Origin of the sequence: Streptomyces sp. AC512_CC834, assembly GCF_019049325.1 — a bacterium.
Classification (GTDB): domain Bacteria; phylum Actinomycetota; class Actinomycetes; order Streptomycetales; family Streptomycetaceae; genus Streptomyces.
Genome location: NZ_JAGMUO010000038.1, coordinates 12,199 through 29,096 on the forward strand (window position 1 = coordinate 12,199; position 16,898 = coordinate 29,096).

9 protein-coding genes are annotated in these 16,898 nt (G+C 73.0%); 6 read left to right on the forward strand and 3 right to left on the reverse strand.

All coding sequences use genetic code 11. From position 1 onward, the window contains the following. Positions 1 to 28: 28 nt before the first annotated feature. The 3 genes from KUM40_RS16215 to KUM40_RS41345 all read left to right on the forward strand — a co-directional run bounded on the left by KUM40_RS16215 (position 29) and on the right by KUM40_RS41345 (position 6,492). Positions 29 to 958 (forward strand): helix-turn-helix domain-containing protein, encoded by a 930-nt coding sequence (locus tag KUM40_RS16215; protein ID WP_374227386.1) that lies wholly within the window; start codon positions 29 to 31, stop codon positions 956 to 958. Between the two features lie 86 nt (positions 959 to 1,044). Further along, positions 1,045 to 1,779, forward strand: a complete 735-nt coding sequence (locus KUM40_RS42435; protein ID WP_308401164.1) for a hypothetical protein — start codon at positions 1,045 to 1,047, stop codon at positions 1,777 to 1,779. A 9-nt stretch (positions 1,780 to 1,788) separates the two neighbouring features. Then, positions 1,789 to 6,492 (forward strand): cation-translocating P-type ATPase, encoded by a 4,704-nt coding sequence (locus KUM40_RS41345; protein WP_254395197.1) that lies wholly within the window; start codon positions 1,789 to 1,791, stop codon positions 6,490 to 6,492. A gap of 21 nt (positions 6,493 to 6,513) precedes the next feature. Here the strand turns inward: KUM40_RS41345 and KUM40_RS16235 are convergent, their stop codons facing one another. Together KUM40_RS16235 and KUM40_RS16240 are read right to left on the reverse strand one after the other, a co-directional pair. Further along, positions 6,514 to 7,278: a class I SAM-dependent methyltransferase gene (locus tag KUM40_RS16235; protein ID WP_217166683.1), complete on the reverse strand. Its 765-nt coding sequence runs from the start codon at positions 7,276 to 7,278 to the stop codon at positions 6,514 to 6,516. Positions 7,279 to 7,493: 215 nt separating this feature from the next. Next, complete coding sequence (locus KUM40_RS16240; RefSeq protein WP_217166684.1) at positions 7,494 to 8,939, reverse strand: MFS transporter; 1,446 nt, start codon at positions 8,937 to 8,939, stop codon at positions 7,494 to 7,496. 108 nt (positions 8,940 to 9,047) lie between these two features. Here KUM40_RS16240 and dusB point away from each other — a divergent pair, with 108 nt between their 5' ends. Next, the gene (dusB, locus tag KUM40_RS16245) at positions 9,048 to 10,214 is read left to right on the forward strand and encodes a tRNA dihydrouridine synthase DusB (RefSeq protein WP_217166685.1); all 1,167 of its coding nucleotides are present in this window, start codon (positions 9,048 to 9,050) and stop codon (positions 10,212 to 10,214) included. Positions 10,215 to 10,233: 19 nt separating this feature from the next. On the opposite strand, the gene KUM40_RS16250 is transcribed toward dusB, so the two are convergent. After that, complete coding sequence (locus KUM40_RS16250) at positions 10,234 to 12,159, reverse strand: CDP-alcohol phosphatidyltransferase (protein ID WP_308401165.1); 1,926 nt, start codon at positions 12,157 to 12,159, stop codon at positions 10,234 to 10,236. A gap of 480 nt (positions 12,160 to 12,639) precedes the next feature. On the opposite strand from KUM40_RS16250, the gene ppdK reads away from it, so the two are divergent. Next, the gene (gene ppdK, locus KUM40_RS16255) at positions 12,640 to 15,369 is read left to right on the forward strand and encodes a pyruvate, phosphate dikinase (protein WP_217166686.1); all 2,730 of its coding nucleotides are present in this window, start codon (positions 12,640 to 12,642) and stop codon (positions 15,367 to 15,369) included. A 303-nt stretch (positions 15,370 to 15,672) separates the two neighbouring features. Further along, a complete protein-coding gene (locus tag KUM40_RS16260; RefSeq protein ID WP_217166687.1) occupies positions 15,673 to 16,884 on the forward strand; it encodes an acyltransferase in 1,212 nt (403 codons plus the stop codon). Positions 16,885 to 16,898: the final 14 nt, after the last annotated feature.

Consider the following 16,898-nt stretch of genomic DNA (forward strand, 5'->3'; position numbering starts at 1 on the left):
AGGGTCCGGGACGCGGCACCCTGGAGGCATGACGACGATGACGGGTCGGACGACGGGTCAGGAGACAGGTCAGGAGACGGCCGCACAGTCCCCGCCCCGGGACGTCGGCTCCGACATCCGGCGGCACGAACTCGCCGCCTTTCTGCGCAGCCGCCGCGAACGCATCGCCCCCGAGCAGGTCGGGCTGCCCCGCGGACGCCGGCGCCGGACACCGGGGCTGCGGCGCGAGGAGGTCGCCCAGCTCTCGGCCGTCGGCGTCACCTGGTACACCTGGCTGGAGCAGGCCCGTGACATCCAGGTCTCCGTGCAGGTCCTCGACGCCCTCGCCCGCGCCCTGCTGCTCGACCCCTCCGAGCGCGCCCACCTCTTCCAGCTCGCGGGGGCCGTCGACCCGACGCCCGCGACGGTCTGCCCGGCGATCACCCCGGCGGTGCGGGCGCTGCTGGAGCAGTTCGAGCCGTACCCCGCCTGCGTGCAGAACAGCCGGTACGACATCCTCGCCCACAACCGCACGTACGGGCTGCTGCTGTGCGACCTGGAGGCGGTGCCGCCCGAGGACCGCAACTGCATGATCCTCTCCTTCACCAACGAGGACTGGCGGTCCTCGATCGTCCACCTGGAGGAGACCCAGCGGCTGATGGCCGCCCGGTTGCGCGCGACGATGGCCGGCCATCTCGCCGAGCCCGCCTGGAAGATGCTGCTCAAGCGGCTGTGCACCCAGTCGCCCGAGTTCCGCGAGGTCTGGGAACGCCACGAGGTCGTCGCCCACCGCGGCAAGCGCAAGGAGTTCCTCAACCGGTACGTCGGCCGGGTCCGCGTCGACCACACGGACCTGTGGCTCGGACCGGCACCAGGACCCCGGATGGTGACGTACGTGCTGGCCGACGAGGCCTCCCGGGAACGGCTGGAGAAGCTGCACGCCATCGCTCTGGAGCGCCGGCCGACGCCGCCCGGGTGAGCGCCCGAAGTGCGGGAACCCGGAGAAATGCGGAAGGTGATGTTCCCAGGGTTTCCACAGCACGGACAGGGCGAGGACGAACAGTCATGGCTGAGCAGAAATCGGCGCGGACACTCCCGATGCCGTTGCACGCGGCCGCTTCGGTGGTACGGAAGGTGCCGGGCGCCGGAACGGTCGGCAGGGCCGCCGAGGGCGCGCTGGACAGGATCGGGGCGGTGTCGCCGCGCGGGCGGCGCGTGATCGTCTACACGGGGGCCGGGGCGCTGGGCGTCGCCGGACTGGTGGAGTGGCCGGTGGCCCTCACCGGAGCGGCGGTGGCCTGGCTGACCCAGCAGCGTGGACAGGGCGGCAGGAACGGGAGTGCGGCGAAGGGCGAGGGCGAGGGCGCGGGGGCGGCGCGGGGCGCCGGGGACACGAAGCCCGCCCGGGCGCAGGCCCGTAAGACCGCGGCCAGGAAGACCACAGCCAGGAAGACCACAGCCAGGAAGGCCGCGGCGAAGACGGCTGGGACGAAGACCGCCGCGGCGAAGACCCCGGCGGCGAAGACCGCGAAGACGGCCAGGACCGCCAAGACGGCTGCGGGGAAGGGGACCACCGGCGCCAGGAAGGCCGCCGCCAAGTCCACCGCTGCCAAGTCCACCGCCACCAGGGCCGGCGCCGCGAAGAAGTCCCCCGCGAAGAAGACCGCGTCCCCCACTCGGGCCAAGAGCCAGTCGGGAACCAAGGCGTCGTCGAGCCGGCCCTCGGCCTCGACCTCGGGCGGCGGCCGCAGTCGGAGCCGCAAGACGGGCTCCGCGTCGCGCACCCGCACGTCCGGCTGAGGGACAGCGATGGCCGGTGGACTGCTGACCCGTTCCCAGGACGCCGTCACCGGATTCGTGCTGGCGGGCCCCCGGCTGCTCGCGCGCGGCACCGCGCCGGCCGTGGGCGCCGCGGCCGGCGCGGCGGCGGGCACCGCGCGGGCCGGTGTACGCGGCGCCGACTTCGCGGCGCGGGCGGCACGGGTCGCCCGCGCCGCGCTGCCGGGCGGCACCCGGGACTGGCAGGCCGGACCCCGGGCGCACCTGGCGCTCCGCCCGGCCTCCACGGACGAGGTACGCCGGGCGGGCGGCACGGAACGCGTGGCGGGGAGGGTGGCTGCGGCGCTGGCCGAGCATCCGGACGTGCTGCTCGCCTACTGGGACACCGGCCTGGCCAGGCTGGTGGTCACCGCGACGGAGGACGCGCTCACCGACCGCGTCGTGGAGCGTGCCACCGAACTCGCCGAGCGACACGGACTCACCCGTACGGACCAGCAGGACGACCAAGATCTGGACGACCAAGAGCTGGACGGCCTGGACGACCTGGCCGAAGAGCCGGTCCATCCCGGCGACCCGGTCTCGGTGCGCGTCGCGGCGACCGCCCTCGGGGCCGACGTGCTGGGCATCGCTGCCGCCGTGACCGGCGCGCGCCTGCGGCTGCCGTCGTCGCCACGCCTGGTCACCGCCGTCGCGACGCTGCTGCGCGAGAACCCGGCCTTCCGCGCCTGGCTGGGCGAGCGGCTCGGCGACCACCGCATGGACGTGGCGCTGGCCGCCGCCAACGCGGCCGTCCACGGCGCGGGACAGAGCCCCACCTCACTGGTGCTCGACGGGGCGCTGCGCGTCTGTGAGCTGACGGAGGCGGTGGCACGGACGGCGGCCTTCGAGGTCGTGCACGACCGGCTGTGCGTCCCGGGCCGGGGCAGCCTGCCCGCCGCACCCGCCCTGCGCCCGCCGCCGCGCACCTCACCGGCCCAGGACTACGCCGCCCACGCCTCGGCGGGCAGCGTGGCGGGCGCCGCCGTGACGCTGCTGGTCAAGCACGACGTGGCCGAGGCGGCGGAGGCGGTGCTCGCAGGCTCGCCCAAGGCCGCGCGCTACGGGCCCGCCGCCTTCCACGCCGTACTGAGTGCCGCGCTGTCCCGCACCGGCGTGCTCGTGCGCGATCCCGGACGGCTGCGGCAACTGGAGATGGCCCGCACGGTCGTGCTGCACCCCAGCGCGTTGCGGGTGCCGGGCGCGGGCGCGGACCCGTGGACCGAGGACGTGCTGGACGCGGCGCGGCGCGCGGGCCTGCGCGTGGTCATGGTCGAGGACCCGGCGCTGGCCGACTTCACCGGCCTCGCCGACCAGGTCGTCGGCGCCCGGCGCCCGCTCGGGGACGTCGTGGCCGAACTGCGCGCCGAGGGCGGCGTCATCACCGTCGTACGGCCGCTGCCCGGCGACGAAGGGACCGTGCTGGCGGGGCTGCTCGCCGGGGACGTGGCCGTCGCGCTGGCCGACACGGACGGTCCGGTGGCCTGGGGTGCGGACGTGCTCGCGCCGCAGGGTCTCGCCGACGTGTGGCGGCTGCTGCGGGCGGTGCCGGCGGTCCGTGCGATCGGGCACCGGTCCCAGACGCTGGCCCGGTCCGGGGCCGCGCTGTCCGGACTGCTGGTGGCGGTCGGCGAGGCGCGCAGCAGGCGCAGGGGCGGCATGTCGGCGCTGCTGGGGATGCGGCACGCGCCGGTCGACGCGAGCGCGGCGATGGCCCTGCTGTCCGGGACGCGTGCGGCGCTCGGCGTGGCGACGGCCCGCGCCCCGCATCCCCGGGCCCGGGTGGCGTGGCACACGCTGGACCCGGACGACGTACGGGACCGGCTCGAGCGGGAGCGCGAACCCGAGCCGACCGCCGTGGAGCTGGCGTCGGCCCGGCTGCACGCGGTCGCCGACCGGGCCGGCCGGGTCCGGGTGCTGGCCCCGGCGCGCTGGTCGTGGCAGCTTGCGCGGGCCGTACGGGGGGAGTTGGACGACCCGCTCACCCCCGTGCTGGCGGTCGGCTCGGCCGCCTCCGCGATCCTCGGGTCGGTCGTGGACGCGCTGCTCGTGGTCGGGGCGCTCGACCTGAACGCGCTGGTCGGCGGTTTCCAGCGGCTGCGTGCCGAGCGGGCGCTGTCCGGGCTGCTGGCGGAGCAGAAGCAGAAGGCCCGCCTGGCGGAGGACCCCGCGCGGGCGGGCAGGCGGACCGCGTCCGACGGCGCGGCGGGGGAGTACACCGCCGACTCCGAGCGGTACGTCTTCGGCGACGGAGCCGGAGACGGCGGCACCCCGGCCCGCGGCACGGGCTCCGGCCAGGACGGCGGAGCGCCCTCCGTCGCGGCCGCGGGAACCCCGTCGCGGCGCGTCCGGGCCTCGGCGCCGGAAGGGACGGCGTCGGACGGGGCGGAGCTGCACGGGACGGCGCCGGACGACGCGGCGCCGGACGGAACGGCGTCGGACAGGACGGCGTCGGAGGAGATCGTCTCGGGCCGGGCGGCGGAGGCCGAGGCGCGGATCGTGGATGCCACCCGGCTGCACCCGGGCCACGTGATCGAGCTGAAGGCGGACGACGTGGTGCCCGCCGACGCACGGCTGCTGTGGGAGGACGGTCTGGAGGTGGACGAGTCCGCGCTGACCGGTGAGTCGCTGCCCGTGGACAAGTCCGTGGACCCGTCGCCCCGCGCCCCCGTGGCGGAGCGGTACTGCATGGTCTTCGAGGGCACGACCGTGGTGGCCGGACGTGCCCGTGCCGTCGTGGTCGACACCGGGGACCACACCGAGGCGGCGCGGGCGGTCGCTCTGGCCGCCCGTACGCCCGCGGCGGCCGGGGTGCAGGCCAGGCTCCAGGAGCTGACCCGCAAGGCGCTGCCGCTCACCCTGGCGGGCGGGGCCGCGGTGACCGGTCTGTCGCTGCTGCGCGGGGCGCCGGTCCGGCAGGCGGTCGCGGGCGGGGTGTCGGTGGCGGTGGCCGCCGTGCCCGAGGGGCTGCCGCTGGTGGCGACGGTGGCGCAGCTCGCGGCGGCCCGCCGGCTGAGCCGCCGGGGCGTCCTCGTGCGCACCCCGCGCACGCTGGAGGCGCTCGGCCGCATGGACACCATCTGCTTCGACAAGACCGGCACCCTCACCGAGAACCGGCTGCGGCTGACGCGCGTCGCCGGCGCCGACGGCACGGTCCGCCGGGTGGGCGACCCGGACGCCGCCGACGCCGTACGGATCGCCGCGCGCGCCTGTCCCCGGCTGAACGGCGACGGCGACGGTGCCCGGCCCACCCACGCCACCGACGAGGCCGTCCTGGACGCGGCCGGGGACGACCCGGAGTGGACGCAGGAGGAGGGGCTGCCCTTCGAGACCTCCCGCGGCTACGCCGCCGCCGTCGGACGGGACGCCGTCGGACGGGACGCCGGCGGGCCCGCGGTGCTGGTGGTCAAGGGCGCCCCGGAGACGGTGTTGCCCGCCTGCACCGGCCTGCCGTCGCACGCCACCGAGGCGGCGCAGCGCCTGGCCCGCGACGGGCTGCGCATCATCGCGGTGGCCTCCCGTCCCCTGGGCCGGGACGAGAAGGCCGCCGACGTCCTCGAACAGCAGCCGTCGAAGCTGGAGTTCACCGGACTGCTCGCGCTGGCCGACGTGGCCCGCGAGACGTCCCCGGCGCTGGTACGGGGGCTGCGCGAGGCGGGCGTACGGCCCGTGGTGCTGACCGGAGACCATCCGCAGACCGCCCGCGCCATCGCCGTCGACCTGGGCTGGCCCGAGGACGCCGTCGTCGTCACCGGCGACGAACTCGCCGCCGCCGACCGCACGGCCCGCTCCCGGATGCTGGGCGACGCGGACGTGGTGGCCCGGGTGGCGCCCGAGCAGAAACTCCAGGTCGTCGAGTCGCTGCGGGACGCCGGAAGGGTCGTCGGCATGGTCGGCGACGGCGCCAACGACGCCGCCGCGATCCGGGCCGCCGACATCGGCGTCGGCATCAGCGCCCGCGGCTCGGCCGCCGCCCGCAACGCCGCCGACCTGGTCGTCACGGGCGACGACCTGCTGGTCCTGGTGGAGGCGGTCCGGGAGGGCCGGGCACTGTGGCACAGCGTCGCCGACGCCATCGCCATCCTGATCGGCGGCAACGCGGGCGAGGTCGGCTTCGGCATCCTCGGCACGGTGCTGGGCGGCGCCGCCCCGCTGTCCACCCGCCAGATGCTGCTGGTCAACCTCTTCACCGACCTGTTCCCGGCGATGGCGGTCGCGGTGACGAAGACGGGGGACCCCGAGCAGGAGGCCGCCGACGCGGGCACGCCGCTCGGTACGGCGGTACTGGGCGAGCCCCTGCTCCGGCAGATCAGGCACCGGGCCCTGACCACGGCGCTCGGGGCGACCGCGGCCTGGCTGCTGGGCCGCTTCACGCCGGGCACGCAGCGCCGCTCGACGACCATGGCCCTGTGCGCCGTCGTCGGCACCCAGCTCGCCCAGACCCTCGCCGACCGCCGCGACAGCCGCCTCGTCCAGGTCACGTCCCTCGGCTCCGCCGCCGCCCTGGTCGCCCTCGTCCAGACCCCGGGCGTCAGCCGCCTCTTCGGCTGCACCCCGCTGGGCCCGGTCGCCTGGACGGGCGTGGCCGCGGCGATCACGCTGGCGCTGGCGGGACAGCGGGCGCTGCCGGGCGTGGAGGACGCGATCGTGAAGTACTGGCCGAAGGCGGCGGAGCGGTTGCCGACGGCCGTGCGTTGAGGCGGGGCCGGGGGCGGGTCCTCAGCCTGCCGCGGGCTCGGCGGCGCGAAGCCGGAAGGTCAGGTAGGCGGTGTCGTCGTCGGCTTCCGCGCCGTCGGCGTCGGTGACCGAGACCGGGGTCAGCCCGGCCGCGACGGCGAGCCTCTCGAAGTCGGACCTGCGGTACCAGTGCAGCGCCCAGGCGCGCTCCACGACGGTGCTCTCGTCGCCCCGGTGGCGTTCGTAGCGCAGTACTGCGGTCTGGGTGCGGGCGGCCTCGTCGCGTTCCTCGGACACCATCGAGAAGCGCAGCTCGGCGCCGTCGGCCGCGGGGGCCGCGCGGACCGTTCCGAGCTCCCGCGCAGGGGTGGGGGCCGGGACATGCAGCGGGATCAGGACCGTGCCGTCGTCCGTCAGGTGCTCGCGGACGCGGCGCAGGGCCGCCTCGGCGGTGGCGTCGTCCGGCAGGAGGTTGAAGGTCGGCCCGGCCAGGAAGACCGCCCGGAACCGGCGGTCCAGGCGGAGTTCCTCCATGCGCTGGTGGTGCACGGTGACGGTGACCCCCTCGCGGGCCGCCCGTTCGCGGCAGCGCTCCAGCATGTCGGCGGAGGAGTCGACGCCCGCCACGTCCAGCCCCTGCCGGCGCAGCGCGAGCAGGGGATCGCCGTCGCCGCAGCCCAGCTCCAGCGCCGGTTCACCGGCCGCCCGGACGAAGGCCGCGTACGGGTCGGGTTCCGGGGAGAAGGACTTCAGCGGCGCGTAGGACTCCGCCACGATGCCGGTGTAGAAGTCGGCCGCGTCCGCCATGTATCCGCCCCTTTCCGGGCCGAGTCCGGCCCGGGCCCGTGTCGCCGTCGGCCGCAGGCTAGTGCGCGGGCTCCGCGGTCACCAGCCGATTACGGCTCAGGCCCCGGATACGGCGTCAGGCCCTCCGACTACGGCTCAGGCCCCCGACTACTGTGTCAGCCCCCCGATTACGGCTCAGACCCCCGATTACCGCGTCAGGCCCCCGAGTCACGGCGTCAGCCCCCCGTCCGTGCCGCCTCCCGCACCTCCGGCGACTCCAGGCGCTCCGCCGTCCGGTCCGCCGTGCGGTGGGCCCAGCGGCCGTTCGTGACGGCGCCCAGGGCGAGGACCGCGAGGCCGCAGGCGGCCAGGATCCACCAGCCGGGGCGGGCGGCGGAGACGAAGGTGTCGCGGTACGACGAGGCGCCCACGCCCGCCGCCAGCACCGCGCCGACCACCGCCACGCCCAGCGTCTGGCCCAGTTGGCGGCTGGTGGAGGCGATCGCCGCGGCGACCCCCGCCTGGGCGCGGGGCATGCCGGAGACCGCGGTGTTGGTGATGGGCGCGTTGACGAAGCCGAAGCCGACGCCGAACAGGACGTAGCCGACGAAGAGGGTGACGTTCGACGTCTCGGCCTCGAAGGCGGCGAACAGCGTCCCGCTCACGGTCAGCGCGCCGCCCGCGATCAGCAGGGGCAGCCGTGGCCCCCGGCTGCCGACCAGCCGCCCGGACAGCGGGGCGCACAGGAAGGTCGGGACGGCCATCGGCAGCATCCACAGCCCGGCCTCCAGCGCGCTCAGTCCGCGCACGTTCTGCAGGTACAGCGTGGACAGGAACAGGAAGCCGCCCAGCGCGGCGAACGCGCTGATCGCGATGACGGTGGCCCCGCTGAACGGCGCCGACCGGAAGAAGCGCAGGTCGATGAGGGGTTCGGCGCGGCGGGGCTCGTAGAGGAGCAGGCCGAGCAGCGCCGCCACCGCCAGTGCGGCGAAGGGCAGCACCGTCGTGAGGCCTGCGTTCGGCGCCTCGATGATCGCGTACGTCAGGGAGCCGAACAGCACGATCACCATGAGCTGGCCCAGCGGGTCGGGGCGGCGGGCCTTCGGTGCGCGGGACTCGGGGACGAAGCGCAGGGTGAGCAGGAGGGCCGCGAGGCCCACCGGCAGGTTGACCCAGAAGATCGAGCGCCAGCCGACCGACTCCACGAGTACGCCGCCGACCAGCGGGCCCGCGGCCATGGATATGCCGACCACCGCGCCCCAGACACCGATCGCACGGGCCCGCTCGCGCGGGTCGGTGAAGGTGTTGGTGATGATCGACATGGCGACCGGGTTGAGCATCGAACCGCCCACCGCCTGCATCATCCGGAAGACGACCAGCGAGGACAGGTCCGGCGCCAGCGAGCACAGCAGCGAGCCGAGGGTGAAGATCACCAGGCCGGTCATGAAGACCCGCTTGCGGCCGATGCGGTCGGCCGTGGAGCCGGACAGCATCAGCAGCGCCGCCAGCACCAGCGTGTACGCGTCGACCGCCCACTGGAGGCCCGAGGTGCTCGCGTGCAGGTCGCGCTGCATGGAGGGGAGGGCGACGTTGAGGATCGTGTTGTCGATACTCACGATCAGCAGGCTCATGCAGCAGATGGCGAGCACGAGCATGCGGCGGCGGTGGGTCAGCTCGGGCATGGCCTCCATCGTACGCTCATATCGATAGTGCGGTTAACTAATTACCGGTACATGGTCTTCGTCCACAGGGGGCGGCGGGCACCGCCCCGCGTACGTGACAATGGAGGAATGTCCACGCTCACCACGCCCGCCCCCGGCACCACCGCCGCCGCACCGTTGCAGATCGGCCCGCACACCGTCGCACCGCCCGTGGTGCTCGCACCGATGGCCGGGATCACCAATGCGCCGTTCCGCACCCTGTGCAGGGAGTTCAGCGGCGGCAAGGGCCTGTTCGTGAGCGAGATGATCACCACCCGCGCGCTGGTCGAGCGCAACGAGAAGACCATGCAGCTCATCCACTTCGACGCGACCGAGACGCCGCGTTCGATCCAGTTGTACGGCGTCGACCCGGTGACCGTCGGCAAGGCCGTCCGCATGATCGCGGAGGAGGGCCTGGCCGACCACATCGACCTGAACTTCGGCTGCCCCGTGCCCAAGGTGACCCGCAAGGGCGGCGGCTCGGCCATCCCGTACAAGCGGAACCTGCTGCGCGCCATCGTCCGCGAGGCCGTCACCGGCGCCGGTGACCTGCCCGTCACCATGAAGATGCGCAAGGGCATCGACGACGACCACCTCACCCACCTCGACGCCGGCCGCATCGCCGTCGAGGAGGGCGTCACCGCCATCGCCCTGCACGGCCGCACCACCGCCCAGCACTACGGCGGCACCGCCGACTGGGACGCCATCGCCCGCCTCAAGGAACACGTCCCGGAGATCCCCGTCCTCGGCAACGGCGACATCTGGTCCGCCGAGGACGCGCTGCGGATGGTGCGGGAGACCGGCTGCGACGGTGTCGTGGTCGGGCGCGGGTGCCTGGGGCGGCCGTGGCTCTTCGCCGACCTCGTCGCCGCCTTCGAGGGGCGCGGTGACTATGTGCGGCCCACGCTGCGCGAGGTCGCCGACGTGATGGTCCGGCACGCCACGCTGCTCGGCGAGTGGATCGGTGACGAGGCGCGCGGCGTCATCGACTTCCGCAAGCACGTCGCCTGGTACCTCAAGGGCTTCGCCGTCGGCTCCGAGATGCGAAAGCGGCTGGCCATCACCTCCTCGCTGGAAGCCCTGCGCACCGGCCTCGACGAACTCGACCTCGACCAGCCCTGGCCGACCGGCGCCGACGGCCCCCGCGGCCGCACCTCCGGCAACAACCGGGTGGTCCTGCCGGACGGCTGGCTGAAGGACCCGTACGACTGCGCGGGCGTCGGCGCGGACGCGGAACTGGACACCTCCGGCGGCTGACCGGCCCTCGGTCGGCTCTTCAGCCCTTGGTGGGGTGCGGGACGGAGCCGTACGCCGTCAGGAAGCGGTCGCGGAAGGAACTCATCTTCCACACCGGGGCGTCCTGGGCCGGCTTGAGCCCCTCGGTCCAGTGCCAGTCGTCGATCGCGTCGAGCACCTTCGGGTCCTTGGCGACGATCGACACCGGGACGTCCCGGCTCGCCTTGTTTCCGCTGACGCGGGAGAGCGGCTGGTGGTCGCCGAGGAAGACGAGGACGGTGTCGTCGGTGCCGTAGCGCTCCAGCCACTGGGTGAGGCTGGTGACCGAGTACTCGATCGACTTGCCGTACTCCTCCTTCGAGCGGGCGGAGTCGGTGATGATGTCGGACGCCTTCACACCCGACGCCTCGATGCCGTCGTACACCGACCCGTCGCCGATCTCGTCCCAGCCGACCATCTTCGGGATCGGCGCCCACGGCTGGTGGCTGGAGGTGAGGATGACCTCCGCCATCAGCGGTTTGTCGCGCTTCTTGCCGTGCTCCAGCCGCTGGAAGGCCTCCAGGGCGTACTGGTCCGGCATGGTCGACCAGCTGAACTTCGGCCCCTCGTAGCCCACCTCGAACGCGTCGTACACCTTGTCCAGCCCGTACCACTCCGACTCCGGCCAGGCCTTCTGCACCCCCGGCATCACCCCGACCGTGTCCCAGGCGCCGGTCTTCTGGAACGCCTTGGTGAGGGTGAGGTGGTCGCCGGCCGTGACGGTGCGGTAGCGCTGCTGGTTGTCCACCCACAAGCCCGACATGAACGTGGAGTGGCCGAGCCAACTGCTGCCGCCGTACGTCGCCGAGGTCAGCCAGCCACTGCGGGCCTGGAAGCCCGCCTTCGCCAGCGCCGCCGTGCTCGTGTCCAGCGTCCGGTCGACACCCGGTGCCATCACCGGGTCCTCGAGGGCGCTGCGGCCGTAGCTCTCGATGAACGTGAAGATCATGTCCTTGCCCCGCAGGTCCGGCACCAACTGCGCGCCGGGCGTGCCCCCGAACCGGTCCGCCTTCGCCTGCTTCGCGAAGGCCGCCTCGTCCCGCAGCGTGTCCACCACCCGGTGCGCCTGCGCCTCCATCGCCCCGGAGGCGCTCCTGGTGGCGACCGGCACGCCGAAGGTCTGCAGGCCCAGCGCCGCGCAGGTCATCCACACGGTGGCCGCCATCAGCGCGCCCCGCGCCGCCCGCTCCCGGTGCGCGGCGAGCAGCTCGCCGAGCCGGACCGCCGCCAGGGCCATGAGCACCAGCAGCAGCACGGCGAGCGTGACGGCGCCCACGGCGGCCCAGGTCGCCGCCGCGCCGCCCATCGAGTCCGCCACGTACGACTGGGCGTCGTCGAGCAGACCCCAGTCCAGGACGAGGTTGAAGCGCCGCCCCAGGTACTCGGTGAAGCCCATGTCGAGCAGGTTCACCACGGTCAGCGCGCCGAGGGCGGTCCCGAACAGCGCCGCCCCGACCAGGCGTGCCCTGCGGGGCAGGCAGAGCAGCAGCACCGCCGCGATGACCGCCTCCGCCGGGATCCGCGCGAAGCGGTTGGGCTCCAGGGCCACGAGGGTGTTCGGCAGCAGCAGCGCCCCGAGCACGAGAACGGCCGAGAGCGCCGTCGTGGCACGGCGGACGACGACGGCGGCGAGCGGGTGCCGCGTACGCCAGGTACGCCAGGTACGCCATGCGCGCCAGTTGTGCCAGGCACGCCGGCGTGCGAGGCGGCCGGCCGCGGCGGCCCGCGACGGCTCGGCGACGCTCTCCGGCCGGACGGTCTCCTCCTCAGGTTCGGGGGCACTCTCCGGCTCGGCGACATCGGGCTCGTCCGGCTCGGCCGGCTCGTCCGGCTCCTGTGCGCTCTCGCCGGGTTCACCGGGTTCACCGGGTTCGTCCGGCTCCTCTGCCGGGGTCGGGGACTGGCGAAAGCGTGTGAAGACGGGCACCCGAAGGTCCTTCCGTGCGAATCCCGGTGGACGGCGGGCCCGGCGAGGGGGCCGGGCCCGCCGCAGTGTCGTACGTCCGCGGCGGGCCGTCCGTTCACCGGTCCGCATGGTGAAATCCGGCGGCCTGTGGCAGCGTGATTCTCGCCACCTCTGATAGGAGTGTCGCTCAGATGAGCGGATCTTGGGCGACTCCACTTCTCCAAGGTGTGGCACTGAGTGCCAGGCGTTGATCGTTCATCGATCGAACTCAAACGTAGGGAATGCCGCTCAGGTGAGCGAGAAGCGAAGGGTCTGAGAGTTCGTCCGTTCAAGAAGTGAAAACACAAGCGGCCGATCGCTTGCCAAGCCTTGACTTTCGATCCGCTGGCGGACGAGTGGTTACAGGCGTATGACGCGCAAGTGGACGTACCCAGGTGCCTTTGATCTGGGTACATTCCTCGCCGTCAGGGCAGCCACCGCGTCCTCGAGGAGTCGAGACCCGTGTCGGAAAACAAAGATCCCCAGGTAGCGAACGCAGCGAAGTTCGTTTACGACTTCACCGAGGGCAACAAGGACCTCAAGGACCTCCTCGGCGGCAAGGGCGCCAACCTCGCCGAGATGACCAACCTGGGTCTCCCGGTCCCTCCCGGTTTCACGATCACGACCGAGGCCTGCAAGACCTACCTCGACAGCGGCGAGGAGCCCGCGGCACTGCGGGACGAGGTGAGTGCGCACCTCGACGCCCTCGAGGCGAAGGTGGGCAAGAAGCTCGGACAGGCCGACGACCCGCTCCTCGTGTCGGTGCGTTCCGGAGCCAAGTTCTCCATGCCCGGCATGATGGACACGGTCCTCAACATCGGCCTCTCCGACAAGTCGGTGCAGGGCCTGGCCAAGCAGGCCGGCGACGACCGGTTCGCATGGGACTCCTACCGCCGCCTGATCCAGATGTTCGGCAAGACCGTCCTCGGCGTCGACGGCGACCTCTTCGAGGAGGCGCTGGAGGCGGCGAAGGCGGCCAAGAAGGTCGCGGTCGACACCGAGCTGGAGGCCGCCGACCTCAAGAAACTCGTCACCAAGTTCAAGAAGATCGTCAAGACCGAGGCGGGCCGGGACTTCCCGCAGGACCCGCGCGAGCAGATGGACCTCGCCATCAAGGCGGTCTTCGAGTCCTGGAACGGCGAGCGCGCCAAGCTCTACCGCCGCCAGGAGCGCATCCCGCACGACCTCGGCACCGCCGTCAACGTCTGCTCCATGGTCTTCGGCAACCTCGGGCCCGACTCGGGCACGGGCGTCGCCTTCACCCGCGACCCCGCCTCGGGCCACCAGGGCGTCTACGGCGACTACCTCCAGAACGCCCAGGGCGAGGACGTCGTCGCGGGCATCCGCAACACCGTCGCGCTCGCGGAGCTGGAGCAGATCGACAAGAAGTCGTACGACCAGCTCATGCAGATCATGGAGACGCTGGAGAACCACTACCTGGACCTCTGCGACATCGAGTTCACCATCGAGCGCGGCCGGCTGTGGATGCTCCAGACCCGCGTCGGCAAGCGCACGGCGGGCGCGGCCTTCCGCATCGCCACCCAGCTCGTCGACCAGGGCCTGATCGACGAGGCGGAGGCCCTCCAGCGCGTCAACGGCGCCCAGCTCGCCCAGCTCATGTTCCCCCGCTTCGACGACGAGGCGAAGGTCGAGAAGGTCGGCCGGGGCATCGCGGCCTCGCCGGGCGCGGCGGTCGGCAAGGCCGTCTTCGACTCGTACACGGCCGTCAAGTGGTCCCGCTCGGGCGAGAAGGTCATCCTGATCCGCCGCGAGACCAACCCCGACGACCTGGACGGCATGATCGCCGCCGAGGGCATCCTGACCTCGCGCGGCGGCAAGACCTCCCACGCGGCCGTCGTCGCGCGCGGCATGGGCAAGACCTGTGTCTGCGGCGCGGAGGAACTGGAGGTCGACACCAAGCGCCGCCGGATGACCGTGCCCGGCGGCCACGTCGTCGAGGAGGGCGACGTCGTCTCCATCGACGGCTCCTCCGGCAAGGTCTACCTGGGCGAGGTGCCGGTCGTGCCGTCGCCGGTCGTCGAGTACTTCGAGGGCCGCATGCACGCGGGCGCCGAGGACGCCGACGAGCTGGTCGAGGCCGTGCACCGCATCATGGCCTTCGCCGACCGCAAGCGCCGGCTGCGGGTGCGCGCCAACGCCGACAACGCCGAGGACGCGCTGCGGGCGAGGAGGTTCGGCGCCCAGGGCATCGGTCTGTGCCGCACCGAGCACATGTTCCTCGGCGACCGGCGCGGGCTGGTGGAGCGGCTGATCCTGGCCGACACCGAGGCCGTGCGCGAGGAGTCGCTGAAGGAGCTGCTGCCGCTCCAGAAGCAGGACTTCGTCCAGCTCTTCGAGTCGATGGACGGCCTCCCGGTCACCGTCCGCCTCCTCGACCCGCCGCTGCACGAGTTCCTGCCGGACATCACCGAGCTGTCGGTGCGTGTCGCGCTCGCCGAGTCCCGTCAGGAGCCGCACGAGAACGAGCTGCGCCTGCTCCAGGCCGTGCACCGGCTGCACGAGCAGAACCCGATGCTGGGCCTGCGCGGCGTCCGCCTCGGTCTGGTCATCCCCGGCCTGTTCACCATGCAGGTCAGGGCGATCGCCGAGGCCGCCGCCGAGCGCAAGGCGGCCAAGGGCGACCCGCGCGCCGAGATCATGATCCCGCTGGTCGGCACCGTCCAGGAGCTGGAGATCGTCCGCGACGAGGCCGACCAGGTCATCGCCGAGGTGGAGGCGGCCACGGGAGCGAAGCTCAAGCTGTCGATCGGCACGATGATCGAGCTGCCCCGTGCCGCCCTGACCGCCGGTCAGATCGCCGAGGCCGCGGAGTTCTTCTCCTTCGGCACCAACGACCTGACCCAGACCGTGTGGGGCTTCAGCCGCGACGACGTGGAGGCCAGCTTCTTCACGGCCTACCTGGAGAAGGGCATCTTCGGCGTCTCCCCGTTCGAGACGATCGACAGGGACGGTGTCGGCTCCCTGGTCGCCGCGGCGGCGAAGGCCGGCCGCGCCACCCGCCCCGACCTCAAGCTCGGCGTCTGCGGCGAGCACGGCGGCGACCCGGAGTCCGTCCACTTCTTCCACGAGGTGGGTCTGGACTACGTCTCCTGCTCCCCGTTCCGCATCCCGGTGGCCCGTCTGGAGGCCGGCCGGGCGGCCTCCCGGTCGAAGGGCAGCGACCACCGGTAACCCCCGAAGGGGGCCTCAGGCCCCGGAGCCGCCGTCTGTCACCCGACCACCCTCACCGATCGGCGGCGGCTCCGGATCACGGGAAAGGGCGGCACCCTGTGCGGGGGTGCCGCCTCTCGCGTGTTGTTCCGCGGTCTTCGCGTATGGTTCCGTGGGTCTTCGCGCGCCGTTCGCCCGCCCTTCGCCCGTCCTTTGTGACGCGTTCAACGGTGTGAATCGCTCTGCGGTGAGCAGCAGGAAGCTGTCAGCGAAGTTTGAGAGCCGCGACGGCGGACAGCGGCGGACACCCGGAACGGTGGTTGGATGACCCAGACGGATCACAGGGAACCGGCCGGCACGACCGCCCCGGACGGGACCAGGGACAGAGGCGCCTCCGGAGTGCCCGGTCCACGGACCGGTCCCGAGGAGAAGGTCGCCGAGGCCGGTCCTCCCGTCCACCGGAACCGGCTCGCCGCACTCGACGGACTCCGGTTCCTGGCAGCCCTGTCGGTGGTCGTCTTCCACTTCGTCGGCCAGGTGCCCTCCACCATGGAGACCATCTGGGGCCGTCCCGTCGAGAGCGTCTTCCCCACGGCGCACCCGTACGTCGCCTACGGCCGGCTCGGCGTCGAACTGTTCTTCCTGATCAGCGGTTTCGTCATCTGCATGAGCGCGTGGGGCCGTTCCCCGCGCGACTTCTTCATCTCGCGCGTCACCCGCCTCTACCCGATGTACTGGGCGGCCGTCGCGATCTCGGCGTGCGTGATCTACTTCATCGCCGGCGACCCGTTCGGGAAACCGCCCGCGCGCGTGATCTTCGCCAACCTGACGATGCTCCAGACGCCGCTCGGCGTGGAGGACCTCGACTCCGTCTACTGGACGCTCTGGCCCGAGCTGTGCTTCTACCTGACCTTCGCGGTCGTGGTGTGGAAGGGCCTGACCTACCAGCGCGTGGTGATCTACTGCGGGCTGTGGACGGTCGCCGCGGTACTGGCCCCCAGTGCCGACATCCACCTGCTCACGCTGCTGGTGAACCCGCCGTCCGCCCCGTACTTCATCGCGGGCATGGCCTTCTACCTCATGTACCGCTACCGTCCGACCCCGCTGCTGTGGGGCATCGTCGCCATGTCGTGGCTGGTGGCGCTGCACTACCTGCTGACACCCGACGGGGGCCGGCTGAACTGGGACTCCTGGCAGCCGGGGCGCGGCTGGCTGGTCCTGGTCATCACGGTGTTCTTCCTGCTGATCGCCGCCGTCGCCCTCGGCTGGACCAGCCGGATCCGCTGGCGCGGGCTGACCGTCGCGGGCACCCTGACCTTCCCGCTGTACCTGCTGCACGACACCATCGGCGTCAACGTCCTGCACCACTTCGGCGACCGGGCCGACCCGTGGGTGATGGTCGGGATCACCGTCGCCGCGCTGGTGGCGCTGGCCTACCTCGTGCAGCGGTTCGTCGAACGCCCGGTGGCCCGGGCCTCGCGGCGCTGGCTGAGCAGCGCCGCCTTCAGTCTCAAGCCGCCGGAGCGCCGCCGCTGAGCGGACGGCACCCC

Excerpts from the sequence above, each read along its gene's own strand:
- KUM40_RS16215 (WP_374227386.1), top strand. The coding sequence starts at position 29 with ATGACGACGATGACGGGTCGGACGACGGGTCAGGAGACAGGTCAGGAG.
- KUM40_RS42435 (WP_308401164.1), top strand. The coding sequence starts at position 1,045 with ATGGCTGAGCAGAAATCGGCGCGGACACTCCCGATGCCGTTGCACGCG.
- KUM40_RS41345 (WP_254395197.1), top strand. The coding sequence starts at position 1,789 with ATGGCCGGTGGACTGCTGACCCGTTCCCAGGACGCCGTCACCGGATTC.
- KUM40_RS16235 (WP_217166683.1), bottom strand. The coding sequence starts at position 7,278 with ATGGCGGACGCGGCCGACTTCTACACCGGCATCGTGGCGGAGTCCTAC.
- KUM40_RS16240 (WP_217166684.1), bottom strand. The coding sequence starts at position 8,939 with ATGCCCGAGCTGACCCACCGCCGCCGCATGCTCGTGCTCGCCATCTGC.
- dusB (WP_217166685.1), top strand. The coding sequence starts at position 9,048 with ATGTCCACGCTCACCACGCCCGCCCCCGGCACCACCGCCGCCGCACCG.
- KUM40_RS16260 (WP_217166687.1), top strand. The coding sequence starts at position 15,673 with ATGACCCAGACGGATCACAGGGAACCGGCCGGCACGACCGCCCCGGAC.